The following is a 20,248-nucleotide window of genomic DNA, read 5'->3' on the forward strand; positions in this document are numbered from 1 at the left end:
TTATAGCTAGGGAGATTAAAAAAATAAGCAAAAGCTATGGCAACAGTGGAAATGGTGATGCCCAAAATGGGAGAGAGCATTATGGAGGGCACTATTCTTTCATGGCTAAAGAAAGAAGGGGACCTAATAGACCAAGATGAGTCTGTACTTGAAGTGGCTACTGATAAAGTAGACACTGAAGTGCCTGCCACACACTCTGGCGTTTTAAAAACGATCCTTGCCAAGGAAGGAGACATAATAGAAGTAGGTAAGCCTATCGCCATAATAGAGGTAAAACTCGAAAACATGGAAGAGGCTAAGGCGACTGATCTACCAAACAAACCCTCCACCGGAAACGGAAAAGAGCTTTTTCAAGATGTTCCCGAATTCACCTCTATAATCTTAGGAAAAGAATCCAATACAGAACCAGTAGGCTTTGAGGAAAAAAGGTTTTATTCCCCATTGGTACAAAGTATAGCCAACCAAGAGAATGTAAATTATTCAGAATTAGCAGAAATATCTGGAACTGCAAAAGGTGGAAGGGTCACCAAAAAAGACATTTTAGAATATATTGCAAAAAGGAAAGAGCCTTTGGTGCCCTCTCCTGGTAATCAGAATGATGAAATCCTGGAGATGGACAGGATGAGGAAAATGATCGCCCAACGAATGCTGGATTCGAAAAACATTTCAGCACATGTCACCTCTTTTATGGAGGCCGATCTTACCAATATCGTGTTTTATAGAAACCGAATCAAAGATGCTTTTCAAGCAAAAGAAGGCGAAAAAATAACCTTTACCCCATTCTTTATTCAAGCGATTGCGAAGGCCTTGAAAGATTATCCAATGATGAATATTTCTGTTGAAGGAGATAAAATCATCAAGAAGAAAAACATCAACATCGGCGTTGCTGTGGCCTTGGCAAATGGGAACCTGATTGTACCTGTGATTAAAAATGCAGATCAATTGACCCTGGCGGAGTTGTCCAAAAAAATCAATGAACTTGCAATGAGAGCAAGAGAAAACCGATTAAATGCAGAAGAGTTAAAAGGAGGCACCTATACACTCTCAAACATAGGTTCTTTTGGCAATATCATGGGGACTCCAATCATTGTACAACCTCAGGTGGCTATTATGGCAGTAGGAGCAATTACCAAAAAACCTGCTGTGATAGAATCTCCTACTGGAGATTTGATAGGCATACGTCATAAAATGATTTTGTCACATTCATATGACCACAGGGTTGTAGATGGAGCACTAGGAGGAATGTTTGTGAAAAAAGTTGCAGACTATCTCGAGTCTTTTGATACAGAAACAATTATTTAACCTCCTTTTCTTTTAACAGGATACAATTCTTTATTCTTTCTACAATCTGTTGAATTCTTACAGGTTTGGTTAGGTAATCATTCATGCCAATATTCATTGCCAGCTTGATGTCTTCTTTGAATACACTCGCTGACAAACCAATGATCATCATTTTCTTACCATTTGGCATGGTTCTAATTACTTTAGTGGCATCCATTCCATTCATTCTTGGCATTTGGTTGTCCATAAAAACCAGGTCAAATTTCTTTTTCTCCACTGCTTTTATTGCTTCAACGCCATTTAAAGCAACGTCAGGTGTATAGCCCATTTGCGACAAAAGCATAACCATAAATTTTAGATTTATGTCATTGTCCTCTACAAGCAAAATGTCAAGGGGGTGCTTATCCGCCAAATTCTCAATCGCTAGGTTTTCAGCTGCATGTGAAGTAATTTTTGAAATGGTCAATTCCTCTTCACTGGCTTGAGAAATAAGTGCGAAGGTGAAGGTAGATCCTTGGTCAATTTCACTTTCAATGTGCAACACGCCTCCCATTAACTCTATTAGCTTATTGGCGATCGCAAGGCCTAAGCCCGTCCCTTTATAATCACCATTAGAAGCCTCACTTGCCTGCGTAAAAGGTTTTATCAGTTGCGGAATCTTATCTTTGGAAATGCCTACACCATTGTCCTTTACTGTACATGTCAGAATTAGGTTTTCAGTAAAAATAAATTCACCACTAATGGTAATATCAATCTGCCCACCCTTTTTTGAGAACTTAACGGCATTCCCAATGATATTGAAAAAAATCTGCGCCAGTTTATCTTTATCCAAAATAATGGTCCTGGGAACGCTCTTTTTATTTCTAAATTGATTTTTAAAGATTTTTGGTTTGCCATTCCCGAAAAGACATTGACAATTTTTTCCATTTCAGAAGCAAAGTTCATTGCTACTGGGTCCAATTCCATTTTACCCGCATCAATTTTAGAGTAATCAAGAATATCATTTACTATGTTTAAAAGTGATTCTCCGGAATCTCCGATGATAGAGAGTAGTTCGTGTTGCTTTGTTGACAATGGCGTCTTGAACAACAAGCCAGTTATTCCTAATAGACCATTTAAAGGTGTTCTAATCTCATGGCTCATATTGGCCAAAAAGCTCGACTTTTCTCTATTTGCCAATTCAGCTGCTTCTTTGGCTTCACTAAGTCCTCTCTCCCAAAGCCTTTGTCCTGTAATGTCACGCCCCACAGATATCACTCTATCCTCATCCAATTTAAAAAACCTCACCTCAAAATATCTTCTACCAATATCTAGCAGCAAATCGAGTTCCTCGGTTTGCATTTTACCCGTTAAAATGACTTTATTAAATGCCCGCATTGCCTTTTCACCCGCCTCACCAGTTAACACCTCATTTATTTTCTTACCCAGGGATTCTTCAGGAGAAGCGAATAACAACTCTTCATGTTGAACGTAATAGTCAAGGTATATTCCCTCGTTATTGTATATAAAAATTATATCCGGCAAACAATTTAACACTGACCGAAGCCTGTTTTCACTTTTCACCAATTCCTGATCTGCTTGGTATTTATCATTGATGTCAGTAAATATCCCTACTGATCCTTCAAAAGTTAAATCTTCATTGTAGATTAATTTTTCGAAAATTCTCCCCCTAATGGATTCCCCATTTTTCTTTTCCGAGTTAAATTCATAAGAGTAAACCTCTTTTTTTTGCTCGATACATGCCCTTCTTGTCTCAGAAAAGTCTTCGGTTCCTCCAATTATAAAATTACCAAGGTTTTGTTTTACCAATTCATTGGGATGAAAGCCCAAAACCTCTTTTACATTTTCGCTCACCTGGTAAATTATATCCTCCTTGTTTTGGTAATATATAAACCCTTTGGACTGTTGTAGCAGTATGGTTTGTTGCTTTAAAAGTTGGTTAAGATGTCGGGATTTCTGCTCCAGAAACCTATTGTTCTCACTTGTGATTTTAAAATATTTATAGATAAAAAAGATGACTATAGCCAATAAGGCAAATAATGCTAAAAATAAGTGAAAGTAATTTTCAAAGATAGCTGAATCAATGGTGGTCTTTTCCTGAGCAAAAGCAAAGGCAAAGTTTTCATTCAGGTGTATCAATTTAAAAGGGTACTGTACGAGAAGGAATTCTTTGGGCTTGGCGTTAAAAGCCCCTGAAATAAAACCTGAATAATCACCTCTGATACCTCCATTAATTTCCTCAATTATTTTCGTCTTGAAAGACTTGTCTTGAAAAAACATCTTGCCTTCCTCATTGATCTTAAAAAAACCATTATTCATGTAGACCAATTTGTAGGTATTTGATCCCAGGTAATAGTTATCTAAAAGCCGATTGAAATATTTATTAAGGTTTAGTTTAACAATAATTGTAACATCTCCTTTATCAGATGTTACTTTGAAATTACCATTTTCATGTTTAGGTTCAATAAAACTCGTTTTCAACGAATTCACATACAGTTGATTTGATTCATTCACACTAAATAGTTGTTCAATATCTCCCTTTCTTACAATGAGAGTATCAATCAAATCCATGTAGTTGTTCAACAATTTTCTTGCCCTTAGTTCATCTAATTCCTTGGAGGGACCAATTTTTTCTCTTTGTTTACTGACTTCCTGGCTATTGGCAAAAAAGATCAAATCTTCATTAAGATTGTTTAGATATCCTTGCGCTTCGTTGGCTGCAAATTCAAGTTGCTTGTTTAAAAAAAATTTCGGTTGTCAAGCTGGTTATTGGATATGGAATTATAAAAAAAGAGCGCTAAGGTAAGGGTTATCAAAATCGCCCCACACCCTAGACCTATCAACCACCAAAGCCTCTTTGGCCTGGCTGGCACTTGTACATCATCATCGTGATTGTAATTTCTATTCGTCATGAATATCTAATAAGTACCAGCCCATAACATCCATTTTCCTACTGTAGGCTTCGAATAATTTGCCCTGTAATTCAAAACTTTGATAATTAACTTTCTCTAACAAAAATTTAGAAGCCATTTTTCGAATCTCTTTACTTTTGCTCTTATACAAGTTAAAGTCTTCTTTTCGGAAACTATCTGAGTTAACTGTTTGAATATAAGTATGGTTCTTTAATGGGGGCATATTTAGGGCTTTAATGGCCTCTTCCCCTCCTGCTACTATGCTACCCTGGCCATCTATTATGATTAATTTTTTATATGAATTGTTTAAGAATCTACGCATAAGATCTGATATCGTTATATCAAAACCCAAAACACCTTTTAGCTCATCCTTGTAATATACAGGTTGAATCAATGAAAGCATCCAGCCTTTCCCCATAGGGTCAACATAAACTTCCTCCACCCAAACTGATTTCCTTGTTGGATTTCTAAGCGCATCCCCAAGGTAAAAGAAGTTAAATGACGTAAGGTCAATATAAGGATCAATAGTATTCAGATCATTGGAAGGAAATAACCTGGTGAACCTATTGGCCGAATTAAAGTAAACCTGACTTACCAAATGGCGATTATCAATAATAACCTTAAATACGCTATCCATCCGTTCTGTCAAATACACATCTTTAATGGATAAATCTTTATTTTCTGAAGAGAGAGAAACAAAAACAGTGCTTTCTTCTCTTTCTGGATTTGGGTTATAGAAAAAACCATTTTGAAGTGTTACATATTTATTTGTATTAAAGTTTTGTACTGATAATGATTTATTATACTCCTGCTCAAATAAAAAAGTTGAGAAGGCAGCTAATTTCGTAATATCATCTTCTAAAGGCATTAAATCAGCTTCAACAATTCGAATTATAGAATCTAATAATAACAAATGACTGTCAATAGGTGCGTTTACATCCGATTGACAAGAAGAAGATAACAAAAATATCAAAATCACTCCAAAAAATAAATATTTCATCTTCAAATAATTAAATTAAGACAAATTTAGAAATTTTTTGTAGCATTTTGAAGTGATTGATGCATTTCATCAAACCTTTTTTTCACTTCTTGGTAAAAATCCCCCTCCATTAAGGTATCTAAATCCTTTTCTTCAAGAACATCCATCGCTGGAACCTTGTAAGTTTGTTCTAAATTACCAGCCTCGAATTTTAGGATAAACTTATTGTTCCACTCAAACAAACTGATTCTTATTCCTTCTTTACTACTTTCTCTAACTACCCTCATAAAACCTTCTTTAACTCAGTAGAATATGAAATGTCTGATTTCAAACTTGAGGCAACTGAACAATACTTTTCTACCGCCAGCTTAACAACCTTATCAAACTCCAATTCTGTCGCATCAGGGGAAGTTAGAATAAAATGCAAGTGGATTGATTTATAGAATGCAGGTGTTCCTTCATTTCTTAATCCTTCAGCCTTTATTTCAAAATTCTTAACCAGCTTTCTTTTCTTTTTCATCATCAGGACCGCATCGACAGCCGAACATCCAGCTAATCCAGAAAGTAGCAACTCCATAGGAGATTGATTTTTCTTTTCTTCTCCATTGTACATGTCCATTTGAACTTTATTTCCTTCAGGGTTTACTGTTTCATACTCCCTGTCAGCAATCATCCGAAGTGTTATCTCTTTCTTATCCATTGTAATTGATTTGGTGATTAATAATTCATTCAATATTTAAACCCGAAATTTGCAATAAACATTCTATCATTCGATAAAATCACTTTACATCATCCTATTTTCATTCCAGCAAAAAGGGACAAAATACAGTCTCCAACAATCCATTTCTTTGGATTGTACCACTTTCCAAGAAAAACTTAAGCCAGGTTATTTGGGGTCCAATTGCAGAATTCGGAGCAAGGCAACAAAATTAAGTAACGATAAACTTATATTAAAGGATTACAACTCCAAGATTAAAAAAATAGATCCTTTAGCAAACGAATGAAATCAGAATTAATAAAAATTAACGTATGGGCACCAAAATTAGCTAAAAATAACCTTTTTTAAATTTGAGTGACTTATTCTTTTACCCATTCCTTGCAATTAAATCTATACTTTCTAAAAGCTGAGTAAAATACTTTTCGAAAAACGACAAGCTTCCTAAAAAGAATTGTAATGCTGTTTGGGTAACAGAAAATCTACTGACAACCCCATCTGTAATCTTATAGGCAAAAATCCCGTTTTTCCTTCACCATATTATTTCAATCAAATATGAAAATTAAGGCCAATTTGAGTAAAATAAGCCAAGGCCAAACATTGGCCAACCTTTTAATAAATTGTAATTTTACGTAATCAAACTAACACTTTAAAAATGATTTTCTTTTTCTAGAAAATTGTATACCTATTTAGGTTTTAAATTCTAGAAATGATTTTTTAAAACGATTTAATACCTATGAAAAACCACATAAACATTGTTAATGCTGATGATGCCGTAAAGTTTGTTAAAAGCAATCAAAGAATCTTTATTCACGGAAGTGCGGCCACCCCTACCGCATTATTGTATGCATTGGCAAAAAGGAAGCATGAGTTGAAAAATGTAGAGGTTGTCTCTATCACTACTCTAGGTGAAATGCCTTTAGCAGATAAATCATGCCATGGCAGCTTTTACCTAAACTCCTTATTCGTTTCTGAAAACATCCGAAGTGCTATCAACAGTGATCAAGGTGGTTATGTGCCTGTTTTTCTTAGTGAAATAGGTAGGCTATTTAGAAAAAACATATTGCCAATAGATGTGGCTTTCGTCCATGTCTCTCCGCCGGACCAACATGGCTATTGCTCCTTGGGTACTTCAGTGGATGTAGCCAGACCTGCAGTGGACACCTCTCGTATGGTAATAGCCCAAATCAACAAACAGATGCCAAGAACTATGGGGGATGGGCAAATCCATGTTAGTAAGATAGATGCTGCAATCCTCGTGGATGAACCACTACCAGAGGTAAACTACTCCTCTAAACTCCATGAGGCGGATTTTATGATCGGGAAATACATTGCAGAAATGATTGATGACCGTTCCACATTGCAATTGGGAATCGGAGGGATTCCAGATGCGGTATTAAAATCACTCACGAATCATAAGGACCTTGGTATCCATACAGAAATGTTCTCTGATGGAGTAATTGACTTATATGAAACCGGGGTAATTACAAATAAATACAAAGTCAAACATCCCGGAAAAATTGTCACCTCTTTTGTAATAGGCACCAAAAAACTCTATGATTGTATACATGACAATCCTGCATTTTCTTTTCACGAAGCAGCTTATGTAAATGATACTGCAGTAATAAGAAGAAACCCGAAAGTTATCTCAATCAATTCCTGCGTAGAAATTGATCTAACGGGACAAGTTTGCGCAGATTCTATCGGGAGTTATCAATATTCTGGCGTTGGTGGACAAATGGATTTCATCAGAGGAGCAGCACTATCTGATGATGGTAAACCTATTATGGCCTTGCGTGCCACTACCAATAAAGGACAATCTAAAATTGTCCCTTTCTTAAAACAAGGTGCAGGTGTGGTCACTACTAGAGCGCATGTTCATTACGTGGTTACAGAATATGGTGTTGCTTACCTTTATGGTAAAAACCTCTGCCAAAGGGCACATGAATTGAAGAAGATTGCTGCTCCCGAGCATCAAGAAGAATTGGATCGAGCTATTTTTGAAAGATTTGGCAATTTTATTTATCCTTTGGGATAAACCAAAGCCATTTGAAAAGAGGATTCAAAACAACCAGAAAACATGGGTATAGTCCCTATTTCTCAAAATAGAATCATTAATGTTTTTCTAATCTTGAAGCAGATTCATAACGGAGAAAAGGGCCAATGGCTTTTTAAGGTCATGAGAATTCTCCTTCAAACCCTTTCAAAAATTTAATTCACTTTAAATCCCCATGTGGCTTGATAACCATTTCACTACCGCTTAAAGTATAAAATAAAGTGAGTCCCAAGTCCGGGCTCACTTTCCATTTTCAACTTCCCACCATTTAGATCAAGAAATTGCTTCACAAGCAGTATACCTAAACCAGTCCCTTTCTCATTGGCTGTACCTGCCATGGACGGGATTCTTGCGTAATCCCCGCTATTGATCAAATCGTGATAGTTCTCATCGACCCCGACACCTGAGTCTTCAATATGGCAAATCACAAATCTCTCATTCGCTTCGTAGTATACTTTTATAGTACCATATTCAGGGGTGAATTTTATGGCATTCCCTATTAAATTTTGAAGAATAATTTTTAACTGAACCCGATCTATTTCTATCTGGAGGCTTTGATTTTCGCTATGTTCCGTATTTATAAACTTTGTTTTAGTTTGAAAATTGTACCCCAACAACACCTCAGTAACCACATCTGAAAGAGCAACTTCAGATGGATTCGATTCCAATCCATCCATCTGCCTGTTTGCCCATTCCAAAAGATCATTTAGCATCGTCTCAGCATTTTGAATCTGTGTTGTCAGGTGGTCATAAGCTTCGTTTTCATCTTCTTTGGTAAAATACCCTTTACCTCTCATTTCTAAAAGTTGCTTTATTGAGGTAATGGGAGATCTCAGATCATGGGATATAACACTTAAAAGCTTCGTCTTTACAGCGTTTATTTCGATTAAATTTTTGTTTTGTTGATCAATGAGGCTTTTTTGTTTCTCAATCGCCCTATTCTTCTTCTTCAAGGAACCATTAAACTGTTCCTTCAATTTTATATTTTTGCGGTAAAAGTAAATGGTAAACCCAAGGAACAATATAAGAAGCGTAAGAAAAATAAAGAGTCTGTTGTTCTGTTTTATTGTTGTTTGGTCCTTATCGCTCTCCGCTCTTAATTTTTCATTTTCTACTTGAGTTAATTTCAACTGGAGCCTTGCAATTTGTCTGCTTTTTTCTTTATCATAAAGACTGTCCCTGTAGGATTGACTTAGTTCCAAATAATAGTGTGCCTTATCGAATAGCTTCTCTTCTTTGTAAATAACACTTAGGAGCTCGGTGATTTTTTGCAAATCCCAATTTGCTCCGTGAAACTTAGCCGTACTATAAGCTTCCTTTCCGAGCGCCAATGCTTCTTCGGTGTGACCTGTTTCAAACTTCAATTGCGCCAAGCCAGTCAGCGCAAAGGTCTTTTCCCAATTGGTAAGTGAGAGACTATCTTGCAAAACGTTATTATACTTGGACAGGGCATTCTCATAATCCCCCAATTCATAATAAACCTTGGCCATTCGATTATTGACCATTAAATTTAAACCCTGCTTTGGGTAATTTGTCAAAAAATTAAGCGCTGTATTTAGCTGTACCATTGATTGATCAAGGTCTCCTTGTTCATTGTGGAGAATGCCCAAATTAAAGTGGTTTTTCGCCAGCTTCACACTGTCGTTTGTTGTGGCATTTATTAGTATACACGCTTCAAATAAATCTTTGGCCACAACAAACTCCCTTTCCACCATCAAAACGAGTGCTCTCCCATTCATCGCATATTCTTTCTCAGGGATGGAGTTAACTTTGATTGCGTATTCATACGCTTCCAAAAAGTCTCTAAGCGCGAGTTCATAATCACCTGATATATAGTGAACAGTCCCTTCCTGGTTATTAATACGAGCCATTAATTTGGGATCATCAAGGTCCTTAGCCAACTCCCTTGCCATTTTAACATGGGCGATTGCAATCTCCTTTTGATCATATTGAACCGACATCGATTCATGCAATAAGGAGTCAATGGTTTTTAAATCTGCCCCCAATAGCTCCTGAACTGGCAAAAGACCAATAGCAAAAAAAAATACTATTTTTAAATAAAGCATGACTTTACAACTGCTTAAGGAACTTTTCACAAAACCTGATTCAAAAATTAAAAAGTTTAATCTCTTAAAGATAAACAAATCGCTAAAAAAACAATTAAAATAAATCCTTAATTGCCTGCTTCCCAGCATAGACTCCACACATCCCATGCACTCCTCCACCAGGTGGTGTTGAAGAAGAACAGATGTAAACACCTTTTGCAGAAGTCCTGTAAGGAGATGCCCTCAACGCAGGACGTGTAAATATTTGAGTAAGGTCCTGAACCCCGGCATTGATATCCCCACCGATATAATTTGGATTATAGGCTTCAAAATCTTGCGCACTCATAGAAGTTGAAGCCAATATCAAATCTTTAAATCCTGGCGCATACTTTTCTATCTGTTCGACGATGGTGGCTGTGATATCGATATTGCTTCCCGCAGGTACATGACAGTATGCCCACAAAGTGTGTTTACCTTCCGGGGCACGAGTTGGATCCACAATGGATTGTTGGGCCACTAATACATAGGGATTATCAGGGTATTCGCCTTTCCAAATGAGACTTTCAGCTTTTTTTATTTCCTCAAAGCTCCCGCCAAGATGAACCGTTCCAGCTTTTCTTGCTTTTCCTGAAAGCCAGGGTACCGGGCCAGAAAGGGCTAAATCAACCTTAAATACACCCACTCCATACTTGTACCTACCCAGTTGCCATTTATACAATTTAGAAAACTTATTACCTGCTATTTTTAGCAAATTCCTGGGGCTGACATCAAACAATATTGCTTTAGCTTGGGGTAACTCATTAATATCGTTAACCATCCAGCCTGATTTAAATGCACCGCCATTGGCCACAAAATACCCAAGAAGTGCATTGGCCAGGGATTGGGAACCACCTTTTGCGACAGGCCAGCCTGCGACATGACCTGAAGCCATTAATACCATCCCAATAGCAGAAGTAGCCCAATTGCTCAAAGGTTGTATGCTATGTGCCGCCATCCCTCCCAACAATGCCTTGCCCTGGGGAGTCTTAAATGATTTGGCCAACCAGCTAGCCGGTTGTAAGGCATTAATACCAAAAGCAGCCAATTTCACTGGACTTTTGGGCATTTTAAGAGGGCCAAGAAAATCATCCGTCAAATCTTCCCAATTGGAAACCAGGGGCCCGATAAGTTTTTTGTAGCGGTTACCATCAACCCCCAACGAATCTGCTGTTTCCTCCAAAGAGGAATAAAGGGCTACTGAATCATTCTCCAAAAGCGGATGAGCGGCCAGCACCTCCGGATGCATATAGGTCAACCCAAAATCAGCAAGAGGAAGTGATTTGAAAAAAGGTGTGGATAAAACCAAAGGGTGAATAGCAGAACAAATATCATGGTGAAACCCTGGCAGCGTTACTTCATTGGTACGCATTCCTCCTCCAACCTGATCCTTGCCTTCTATCAGCAGTACTTTCAACCCTTCATGAAGCAACACAATAGCCGCAGCCAAGCCGTTTGGGCCTGAACCAACGACTATTGCGTCATAAGATTTTTCCACCATTAATTTAAATTATTTTTAGGGCTTTATTTTGATGCCAATTCACCAAGTGCTTTCACTAACCTGTCCAATTCAGCTGGTTTAGTATAGACATGAGGGGAAACACGTACACAATCTATGTTTTCATAACTGACAGGAGAAGTATGAATCTTATACGTTTTTAAAAGGGTACTTTCAAGCACTCTTGGCGTCATTCCGTCTATGGATACCCCTGCTATTACACAACTGAAAGCAGCTTTTAAAGAAGTATGAATGTTTACACCCGGGATTTCATTTGCCTTCTCTGCCCAATAGTTTTTCAAATACCTGGCCCGCTCTTCTTTGCGCTTTCTCCCTATTGCATTGTGAAAATTAACGGCTTCACCAATTCCCTGCTCTATTGGAAAACTCCTGGTACCTAGCGTTTCAAACTTCCTAATGTCCCCTCTTGTTGGATCCTGGTCACAGAATAAAGGCCAAACTTTAGAAATATGTTCTTTTTTCACCCACATCATACCTGTTCCTATAGGTGCCGAAAGGTATTTATGAAGACTAGTACCAAAGTAATCCGCCCCTAAATCTGGAATATCAAAATCCAGCAAGCCAAAAGAATGTGCTCCATCTACGATTACTTCAATCCCTCTTTCATGTGCCATCTGGCAGATTTTTTTAACCGGCATAATTTGTCCAACCCAGTTGATTACATGGGTAACATGAATTATTTTGGTTTTTGGCGAAATCGCTTTCCTGTACATGTCTACAATAAAATCTTCATCCTCTATTGGAAAATCGAAAGACAATTGATTGTACACTATTCCCTCTCTCAAGGCACGCTGTTTCCAGGCATTCATCATGTTTGGATAATCCTGAATACTTCCGATTACTTCATCCCCTTTATTCAGGTCTAAACCATGAATAACCGTATTAAGGGCTTCCGTTGCATTTCTATTAATTGCTATCTCCTCAGGATCGCAGCCACCCAATTGCGCCAGTTTCTCTCTTAAAGGCTCCCTGCCTTGGTCCAAAATTCTCCACATATAATAGGATGGTGCCAAATTGGACATTTTACTGTATCGGTCTACCGCATCGAGCACCAATTGAGGACTAGGGGAAACGCCTCCATTATTAAGGTTCAATAGTGGTGAAGAACTTGCTGGATAAGCCTGTTGGATAAAGGACCAATAATCCTCATTACTTGCAATTTCAGTAGGGCTTAAATCTTTATAAATATTGGCTTTTTCTTCAAAGTCTTTAGCATGAAGTTCGTTAAACAAACTTCCTGATGAAAATGCGCCGGCAAGTACAATCGATTTTTTGAAAAAATTTCTTCTGTTGGGACTATTTCTCATGTTTTTCTTTTTAATACCGGAAAGAGTTATCCTCCGGGGCATACTGAATAAAGTAAATAGGCTTCTGGGCAATTCAGGAGTGCAAAATACTATAATTAATCCAAAAATGAAGGGATTTGCTCAAACCAGGTTAATCCTATATCCTGAAATAAGATTGACCTTAGCTTTACCTTCCATTTCCTGAAAAATGATATAATCAAAAGAAAATCAGAGCAATTAGAACTTTAAACAGTGTATAAAGCCTCCCTTAGGTAAAAATAGATACTGCCTACAAAGTGGTTTCAGCAGGAATTAAATCGACTTATGTGTTTTTCTATTTATATCGCAAATGTCAATAAACATGAAATAATCCATCATTTGGAAGTCAGATCAATTGATTAATGGTTCTTTTTGAAACAATTCAGCAAAAGCGAATACATTTGGGTAAACGCTCTTTTCTGCAAATACTTCATCAGGTGAAAAAAACCGAATTTCTTTACATTCGTTTGTAGGAACAAAATCAAAATGCGCTAAACGGGTTTCATACATCGCATTTGCGATAAAAACATTATTGTGGTTTTTCACCGTAAAAAAATAAGCGGGTTGAGTGGAAATATAGCTGGTTTTCAATTTCATTTCCTCCCAAATCTCTCTCTTCAGGCCCTCCAAAGGAAACTCCCCGAAATCCAACCCTCCTCCTGGTAACTCCCAAAAACCATTGTCTTCCCTAACCAATAAAAAACGGTTTTCTTCATTGCGAATTAACGCTTTTACACTCACTCTATAAAAACATTCCGGAACCTGGTTTTCCATATTTATTTGTCTTGATTGTCCAGCCAGGCCACCTTTTGGGTGCCATCATGTTCCTGCCCTAGAATATCCCTATAAATGGCTGGTCTTCTTGCATTCCTATAGCGGTAGCCCCCAGCCAGTTTAAGCTTCTCTCTTGACAAATCAGCAATAGCTAAATCGTTGTCGAGTTTCCTACATTCAGCAATGATGTCTCCGAAAGGGTCTATGATCATTGAACAGCCATTTTTCAACTGGTCATCGTCCATTCCAATCGGGTTGGAGAAAACCACATAAATACCATTGTCATAAGCTCGAGCAGGAAGCCATTTCATAAGCCATTGCCTTCCTTTTAACCCATCAAATTCCAACCTTAATGAAGTTGGGTCTTTCTTTCTGTTGAGCCAAAGCTCAGGAGCTACAAACCCAGCACCAGGCCTTGTGGAAGGTGTGCACATGGTAACATGAGGCATAAAAATTATTTCAGCTCCCAAAAGACATGTTGCCCTTACATTCTCTACAATATTATTGTCATAACAAATCAAAATCCCACATTTCCAGCCTTTGTAGTCAAAAACACAATAGCCTGAACCTGGTTTGATATTTGGATTTATAAATGGATGCAATTTATGGTAATTGGCCTGAAGCCCATCTGCATCTACACAGACGTAAGATTTAAAAATCTGGTCTTCTTTATCCTTCTCAAACAGTCCTGCCAGTATTGTAATATTGTTCTTTTTAGCTATCTGAATGAGTCGTTGAACGCTTGGCCCTTCAGGAACCAATTCGGACAATGCCAACATTTGCTCCTTATCCAGGTTGCGCGCAAAGGAATAGCCCGTAATGGAGCACTCATGAAAAGCGATAATATCCGCACCATCTTCTGCTGCTTTTTTGCTTAATTCATCTATCATGCTAAGGTTAAAAACCTTGTCTCCACTTTTATTTTCAAATTGAGCTGAAGCTATTTTCAAATCCATAATAAACTCACATTTTTATTAATTTCATTTTTTCGGTTGAACAGATCGCCTACAATCACTTTACACATTAGAGATGGCCCTAATTACAGGATAAAATAAAGTACTTAATAGTCAATAGACCTAAAATAAGAACCACCGTAAAGGACCTATACTACCTTTCCAAACTACCCTATTCTATTCCAGAGTAAAGTAATACTATTATACCATTTTGGCCTATGCCAATGGAATTATCTTCCTAAATAACGGCTATCTAATACGTTAATATAGCAAAAACAGGTAAATGATCTGAGGCATATGTTTCTGAGATCACTTCATGATGCTTTACTTTAAACGGTTGTTTTGATTTGAAATAAATAAAATCTATCGCTCTTTTAGGGTTGATTACTGGAATGGTTGGAGGACAGCTTCCAGTGCAGGTACGTTCAAAGCCACTGTCCATTGTCTTTATAGCATCCGAGTCGGCTATAGCATTGAAGTCCCCAGCTATAATTACAGGCAATTTTTCCTTTTTGTAATATTCAATCACATCTTTAGCCTGTTGAGTGGTATTTGAACTTACACTAAAATCAAGGTGAGTAGAAGCAAACTTCACCTTTCTCTTGCCAGGTAAGGTAACTTGAATGGTCAAAACAGCTCTGGGCTCTGTCCCTTCTTCTGCTGATAAAGGATAAAAAGCCTTTTTTTCAATGGGGAATTTAGAAAGTATAGCATTGCCGTAACCACCCCCCTGATAGGGTATGGAGGGCTCAAAATAATAATTCATTCCCGTAAGCATCGCCAACTCCTTTGCCTGATTGAGATCAACTCCTGAACGTTTGGTATTCACGTCCACCTCCTGCAAGGCGACCAGGTCTGGATCAGCGTCCAGTATTACCTTAGCAATTGCCTCAATATCAATAAAATCAGGTTTTGATGGGGGATTGGCATGATGAATATTGTAGGCCATAACCTTTAAACTTCTAGCTTTTTGTGCCTGCGCCTGAACAGCAAAAAACAAAGCAAAGAAAATCGCAACTAGAAAAAGTGGGGAAATAGGCGGAAATGATCTTTTAAGGAATATTTTCATGAAATTGTGCTAAATTGGATAAAGTATATGGTTTCCCAAAGATATCATTTATTAACATTTTAAGTACTTATAAAAATCCAATATTTACCATTGACAATGTTAAATAGTCAAGTAAGCTTATGTTTTCAAATTAATCCCACACCCTTGGTTTTTAATACTTAAAATCTTTAAAACTGTAAAAAAAGTGGTAGGTAAATTTTTATTCACGATCTAAATAAAGTATTACTTTAGTGTTACTTTTCATTTTGTTAGTGTGAATAACAACATATAATCAACGAGGGTAATTTCTCTCTCGATATCAACGATTTCTTTTATTTTCAAAATTCTAGCTTTTACATAATCAAAAATGTCATATGAATGATTAATTTTGATTATCGAATAATATGATGGATTTTTCCACGCCAACACCCTGAAAATTAGAGCGTATTTCTTAGGAAATACTTGTAATTTTCTTTAAAATCACCCTTTAATTGATGGTAATTACCCCGTAATGAGCACTTCTATTTACAAAGATCCAGAAAAGGACCCTAATTGGTCGAGAGCAATAAATGCTGTTCAATTATTGAACGTCTTATCTGATATATCTTTTGACGATTTAGCAGAATTAGTTGCTGAGACTTGTCAAACACCAATAGCATTGCTAACCATACTAGATCAGGACAGGGTTTGGTTCAAATCTAAAGTAGGTTTGACAATAAGCGAAGTGACTAGAAAACAATCTGAAAACTTCCATTTCATAACCAGAGCAGGTGTTTTAGAAATACCTGATATCTCTAATGATTCCAGCAATTTAAACAGTCCGATTGAGTTAGAGGGTAAGCCTATTGCATTCTACGCAGGTTTTCCGATTCTTTCCAATGATGGCATTCCGCTTGGCGCTTTGTGTGTCATGGATTATAAGCCTCATAAACTGGAGGCTATTCAAAGAAAAGTATTAAAAGTTTTATCAGTTGAGGTAAAAAACAAATTGATTTAGGCTTAAAACACCACAAGCTTGATTCTTTTAATCAAAAAATAGGTGATGTCCTTAAAAACATAGGAGACGTTGTGTTTCTAATTGACAAAGATTTGGTTTTTAGGGATTATTTTACTGCCAACGAAGACCGTCTGAAATTCCCTCCTCATGTATTTCTTAACAAGAAAATAAGTGAGGTAGGCTTCCGTCCTGATCTGGTTGAATTGTTCGAGAAATTATTTAGAAATGCTGTAGAGACCCAACAAAAGCAGCAGAAAGAATACAACCTTGAAATTGATGGTAAGATAGAATGGTATCAGGTTAGCTTTGAGAAAATGCATTTAACGGACAATGAAGTCCTTTGCATAGTGAACAATATCAGCCTACAGAAAAACGATGAAATAAAAGCACTAGACAGGGTAAAAGAATACAAGGATTTCTTCGATAATACGCAGGGTTTAATGGTGAAACATGACCTTAAAGGAAAAATATTACACATTAATCCCTCTGGTACCAAGATTTTAGAATACACTACCGAAGAGTTATTTGACATGAATATGTCTGACTTAGCGGCAAATAAGGAGCGATATATTAATTACGAGAAAAAAATCAAATCCGATAAAGCATTCAATGGGATTACCAGGCTTACCTCTAAGTCAGGAAAGGTGATTACGTTTCAAATAAACAATGTATTATTTGAACCTTTATATGGGCAGCCTTTCGTACTATGTAATGGAATAGATATCTCTGAATCCCTAAAAGCCCATGAAGAACTTGAAGCCGCTTCAATCTCAATAAATGAAGAGCGATCGCTCCTTAGGACAATTATCGACAATATCCCGATAAACATTTATACAAAAAACACCAAGTTTGAAAAGACGCTTATCAATCAAAAGGAACTAGAATACATAGGGCTGGCGGATGAAAATGAAGTTTTAGGAAAAAAGACGAGGAATTATTTAACAAGAAAACGGCTCAAGAATCCAAAATCGAGGATGAATTGGTTATAAAAGATGGTAAATCTATCATCAATAAAGAAGTCGTTCTTGAACAACGGAATGGAATCAAGAAATTCTGCCTAATTTCTAAATTGCCTTTAAAAACAGAAACCGGCGAAGTCATAGGCATGGTTGGTATCACCAATGATATAAGTGAAAGAAAAAGAGCAGAACTGGCGTTATTAGAAAATGGTAAAAGACTTAATGCCATCATCACAAGTACCAATACGGGGACTTGGGAATGGAATATGGAAACGGACCAGATTTTAGTTAATCAAAGGTTTTGGGAAATTATTGGTTATGAAAAAGATGATGAAACCATCCTTTTTCAAAAAGATTGGAATGGATTATGCCATCCTGATGACGTAATCAAAAAAGAAAAAGCATTAGAAAATCACTTCGATAAGAAAACCGATGTTTACCAATGTGAACTCCGAGTAAAACACAAGACGGGTCATTGGGTTTGGGTATTTGAGGTCGGCAGGGTTTTTTCTTGGGATGCCAATGGCAAACCCATACTAATGTATGGCACCTATCAGGACATAAGTGCCAGAAAGGAATTTGACTCTCAGCTCAATGAAGCCAAGGAAAGTGCAGAAAATGCCAATAAAGCTAAGTCAGATTTTCTAGCCAATATGAGTCATGAAATCAGAACCCCTCTAAACGGTGTTATAGGGTTTTCTGATTTATTAATGAAAACGCCGATGTCTGAAACGCAGCTTCAATACATGAAGACGGTTTACCATTCGGCTCATTCATTGTTAGATTTGATAAATGACATTCTGGACTTCTCCAAAATTGAGGCTGGAAAAATGGAATTGTCCATTGATAAAGTTGATATTTTTGAATTAGGCACCCAGGTTGCCGACATCACCAATTACCAGGCCCACTCCAAGGGCTTGGAACTAATATTGAATCTTTCCCCTCGTTTGCCTCGATTTGTAATTGGGGACGATGTCAGATTAAGGCAGATTCTAGTGAATTTATTAACAAATGCCATAAAGTTCACTCCTAAAGGAGAAGTGGAGTTGAAAGTTGAAGTTTTGGATAAAGGAATTCGAAATAATCGACCAATGAAATTCCGTTTTTCAGTCAAGGATACGGGAATAGGCATCTCACAAGAAAATCAGCTTAAGATTTTTGATGCATTTTCTCAGGAGGATGCAAGTACTACAAGGCAATTTGGTGGTACAGGACTTGGACTCACCATTTCCAACAAGTTGCTGGGTTTGATGGGAACCAAGCTGGAGTTAAAAAGCGAACAAAATAAAGGAAGTCTATTTTACTTTGACATTGACCTTTTGTGTGAGAAAGGTGAAATGGAAAACGCTACCAATAACTATGGGCTCAAAAAAGTTTTGGTAGTTGACGACAATCAGACGAACAGGTATTTGGTTAGAGAGATCCTGGAAATCAGAAACATCACATGCCTGGAAGCGAGCAATGGATTAGAAGGGCTTAAGGTTTTAGAAAATGAATGGCCAGTAGATTTAATACTAATGGATCTTCGTATGCCTTTTTTAACCGGGGTCGAAACAATTGAGAAAATACGTTCCTTAAAAAACGAATCCATTGCAGAAGTACCAATCGTTTTACTTTCTAGCTCAAATGACAATGACTTGGAAAAGGACAAGCTTTCTGCACTTAATGTCCACCATAGATTAATTAAGCCCATTAAAAATCATCAGATGGCTCAGTTATTCAGTAGGCTCAAAAATTCAGAATTCAACGAAACTTTCAACATTCAGGATAAATCTGAAAAGAATTTAGATTTTCTCACCACCCGGAATTTCAATATCCTTATAGCTGAGGACAATCCGGTAAACATGAAGCTTTCCAAAATAATTTTATCGAAAATAAGTCCAACGATAAACATTATTGAGGCAGAAAATGGGCTTATGGCCTATGAGCATGTTATAAGGAATCAGCCAGACCTTATTCTTATGGACATTCAAATGCCCATAATGAACGGATATGAAACCGCTAAAGCAATTAGAACAATCGATCATGGTAGGGATATACCTATTATTGCTTTAACTGCCGGTACTGTTAAAGGCGAAAAAGAAAGATGTCTAGAGTCTGGAATGAACGATTACATTAGTAAACCTCTGGTTCAGGGCAAATTAACTGAAAGAATCATAAAGCTCTTAATGCCAAATGAATCCGAATCCAATGGGCAAACACCTAAAGCAACAAAAACTAATTTCATTACGAAACATTTTGATAAAATCCACCTATTAAATTTATTCGACGGAGACAAGGAAATAGGGATTGAGCTTTTGAAAATTGCCCATATAAATTTATTGGAGAATAAAGCCAAATTAGATGATGCCATCACAAATAAGAATATACCATTACTATTAGAAGTCAGTAAAAAACTTAAAAGTTCAGCTGGTACAACAGGCTTTTTTGTGCTATTGCAGCTTACGGATCAAATAGAAAAACAGGAAGACCAAGAGGAATTCTTATTTAAAACTGGCCACAAGATTCAGGATGAAATGGATTATTTAATAGAAAACGTTGATTCAATAATGCTCTAGAATGCTACTATAACTCTCTATGTGGACTAGAAAAGGAAAAATACCTTTGTTTATTTTTGACTAGAAAAGGTAACCGTCAATTTTTTATTAC

Annotated in this window: 16 protein-coding genes; 5 read left to right on the forward strand and 11 right to left on the reverse strand. The window is 37.0% G+C overall.

Translation table 11 applies throughout. The features are described from left to right. Positions 1–36: 36 nt before the first annotated feature. A complete protein-coding gene (locus ADICYQ_RS04030; protein WP_020890479.1) occupies positions 37–1,302 on the forward strand; it encodes a dihydrolipoamide acetyltransferase family protein in 1,266 nt (421 codons plus the stop codon). Here the strand turns inward: ADICYQ_RS04030 and ADICYQ_RS26575 are convergent. From ADICYQ_RS26575 to ADICYQ_RS04050, 5 genes are all read right to left on the reverse strand, one after another. Then, positions 1,295–2,098, reverse strand: a complete 804-nt coding sequence (locus ADICYQ_RS26575; RefSeq protein WP_235114357.1) for an ATP-binding protein — start codon at positions 2,096–2,098, stop codon at positions 1,295–1,297. The genes ADICYQ_RS04030 and ADICYQ_RS26575 overlap by 8 nt on opposite strands. Next, positions 1,990–3,957, reverse strand: a complete 1,968-nt coding sequence (locus ADICYQ_RS04035) for a histidine kinase dimerization/phospho-acceptor domain-containing protein (RefSeq protein ID WP_020890481.1) — start codon at positions 3,955–3,957, stop codon at positions 1,990–1,992. Before ADICYQ_RS04035 ends, ADICYQ_RS26575 begins: the two co-directional genes overlap by 109 nt. Before the next feature lie 225 nt (positions 3,958–4,182). Then, positions 4,183–5,193, reverse strand: coding sequence for a PDC sensor domain-containing protein (locus tag ADICYQ_RS04040; RefSeq protein ID WP_020890482.1), 1,011 nt, complete (start codon positions 5,191–5,193; stop codon positions 4,183–4,185). A 26-nt stretch (positions 5,194–5,219) separates the two neighbouring features. Further along, a complete protein-coding gene (locus tag ADICYQ_RS04045) occupies positions 5,220–5,459 on the reverse strand; it encodes a hypothetical protein (RefSeq protein ID WP_020890483.1) in 240 nt (79 codons plus the stop codon). Further along, positions 5,456–5,872 carry an OsmC family protein gene (locus tag ADICYQ_RS04050; RefSeq protein ID WP_040414410.1) on the reverse strand — a complete coding sequence of 139 codons (417 nt, stop codon included), beginning with the start codon at positions 5,870–5,872 and terminating at the stop codon, positions 5,456–5,458. Before ADICYQ_RS04050 ends, ADICYQ_RS04045 begins: the two co-directional genes overlap by 4 nt. 751 nt (positions 5,873–6,623) lie before the next feature. Between ADICYQ_RS04050 and ADICYQ_RS04055 the strand changes: the two genes are divergently transcribed. Next, entirely contained in the window at positions 6,624–7,925 is a 1,302-nt protein-coding gene (locus ADICYQ_RS04055; RefSeq protein ID WP_020890485.1) for an acetyl-CoA hydrolase/transferase family protein, read from the forward strand. 215 nt (positions 7,926–8,140) lie between these two features. On the opposite strand, the gene ADICYQ_RS04060 is transcribed toward ADICYQ_RS04055, so the two are convergent. The 6 genes from ADICYQ_RS04060 to ADICYQ_RS04090 all read right to left on the reverse strand — a co-directional run bounded on the left by ADICYQ_RS04060 (position 8,141) and on the right by ADICYQ_RS04090 (position 15,664). Continuing rightward, positions 8,141–10,039: a tetratricopeptide repeat-containing sensor histidine kinase gene (locus ADICYQ_RS04060; protein WP_161625573.1), complete on the reverse strand. Its 1,899-nt coding sequence runs from the start codon at positions 10,037–10,039 to the stop codon at positions 8,141–8,143. 64 nt (positions 10,040–10,103) lie between these two features. After that, a complete protein-coding gene (locus tag ADICYQ_RS04065) occupies positions 10,104–11,525 on the reverse strand; it encodes a phytoene desaturase family protein (protein WP_020890488.1) in 1,422 nt (473 codons plus the stop codon). 23 nt (positions 11,526–11,548) lie between these two features. Further along, the gene (locus ADICYQ_RS04070) at positions 11,549–12,850 is read right to left on the reverse strand and encodes an aminotransferase class V-fold PLP-dependent enzyme (protein ID WP_020890489.1); all 1,302 of its coding nucleotides are present in this window, start codon (positions 12,848–12,850) and stop codon (positions 11,549–11,551) included. A 369-nt stretch (positions 12,851–13,219) separates the two neighbouring features. Further along, complete coding sequence (locus ADICYQ_RS04080; protein WP_020890491.1) at positions 13,220–13,642, reverse strand: NUDIX domain-containing protein; 423 nt, start codon at positions 13,640–13,642, stop codon at positions 13,220–13,222. A gap of 2 nt (positions 13,643–13,644) precedes the next feature. Continuing rightward, positions 13,645–14,601 carry a nitrilase family protein gene (locus tag ADICYQ_RS04085; protein ID WP_146948006.1) on the reverse strand — a complete coding sequence of 319 codons (957 nt, stop codon included), beginning with the start codon at positions 14,599–14,601 and terminating at the stop codon, positions 13,645–13,647. 247 nt (positions 14,602–14,848) lie between these two features. Next, positions 14,849–15,664: an endonuclease/exonuclease/phosphatase family protein gene (locus tag ADICYQ_RS04090; RefSeq protein ID WP_020890493.1), complete on the reverse strand. Its 816-nt coding sequence runs from the start codon at positions 15,662–15,664 to the stop codon at positions 14,849–14,851. Between the two features lie 490 nt (positions 15,665–16,154). Between ADICYQ_RS04090 and ADICYQ_RS27580 the strand changes: the two genes are divergently transcribed. From ADICYQ_RS27580 to ADICYQ_RS04105, 3 genes are all read left to right on the forward strand, one after another. After that, positions 16,155–16,640 (forward strand): GAF domain-containing protein, encoded by a 486-nt coding sequence (locus ADICYQ_RS27580; protein ID WP_020890494.1) that lies wholly within the window; start codon positions 16,155–16,157, stop codon positions 16,638–16,640. A 71-nt stretch (positions 16,641–16,711) separates the two neighbouring features. Beyond that, positions 16,712–17,629, forward strand: a complete 918-nt coding sequence (locus ADICYQ_RS04100; protein ID WP_020890495.1) for a PAS domain-containing protein — start codon at positions 16,712–16,714, stop codon at positions 17,627–17,629. Continuing rightward, a complete protein-coding gene (locus tag ADICYQ_RS04105) occupies positions 17,620–20,157 on the forward strand; it encodes a PAS domain-containing hybrid sensor histidine kinase/response regulator (protein WP_020890496.1) in 2,538 nt (845 codons plus the stop codon). The genes ADICYQ_RS04100 and ADICYQ_RS04105 overlap by 10 nt, the downstream gene beginning before the upstream one ends. The last annotated feature ends 91 nt before the right edge of the window (positions 20,158–20,248 follow it).

It is taken from the genome of Cyclobacterium qasimii M12-11B (assembly GCF_000427295.1).
GTDB classification, from domain to species: domain Bacteria; phylum Bacteroidota; class Bacteroidia; order Cytophagales; family Cyclobacteriaceae; genus Cyclobacterium; species Cyclobacterium qasimii.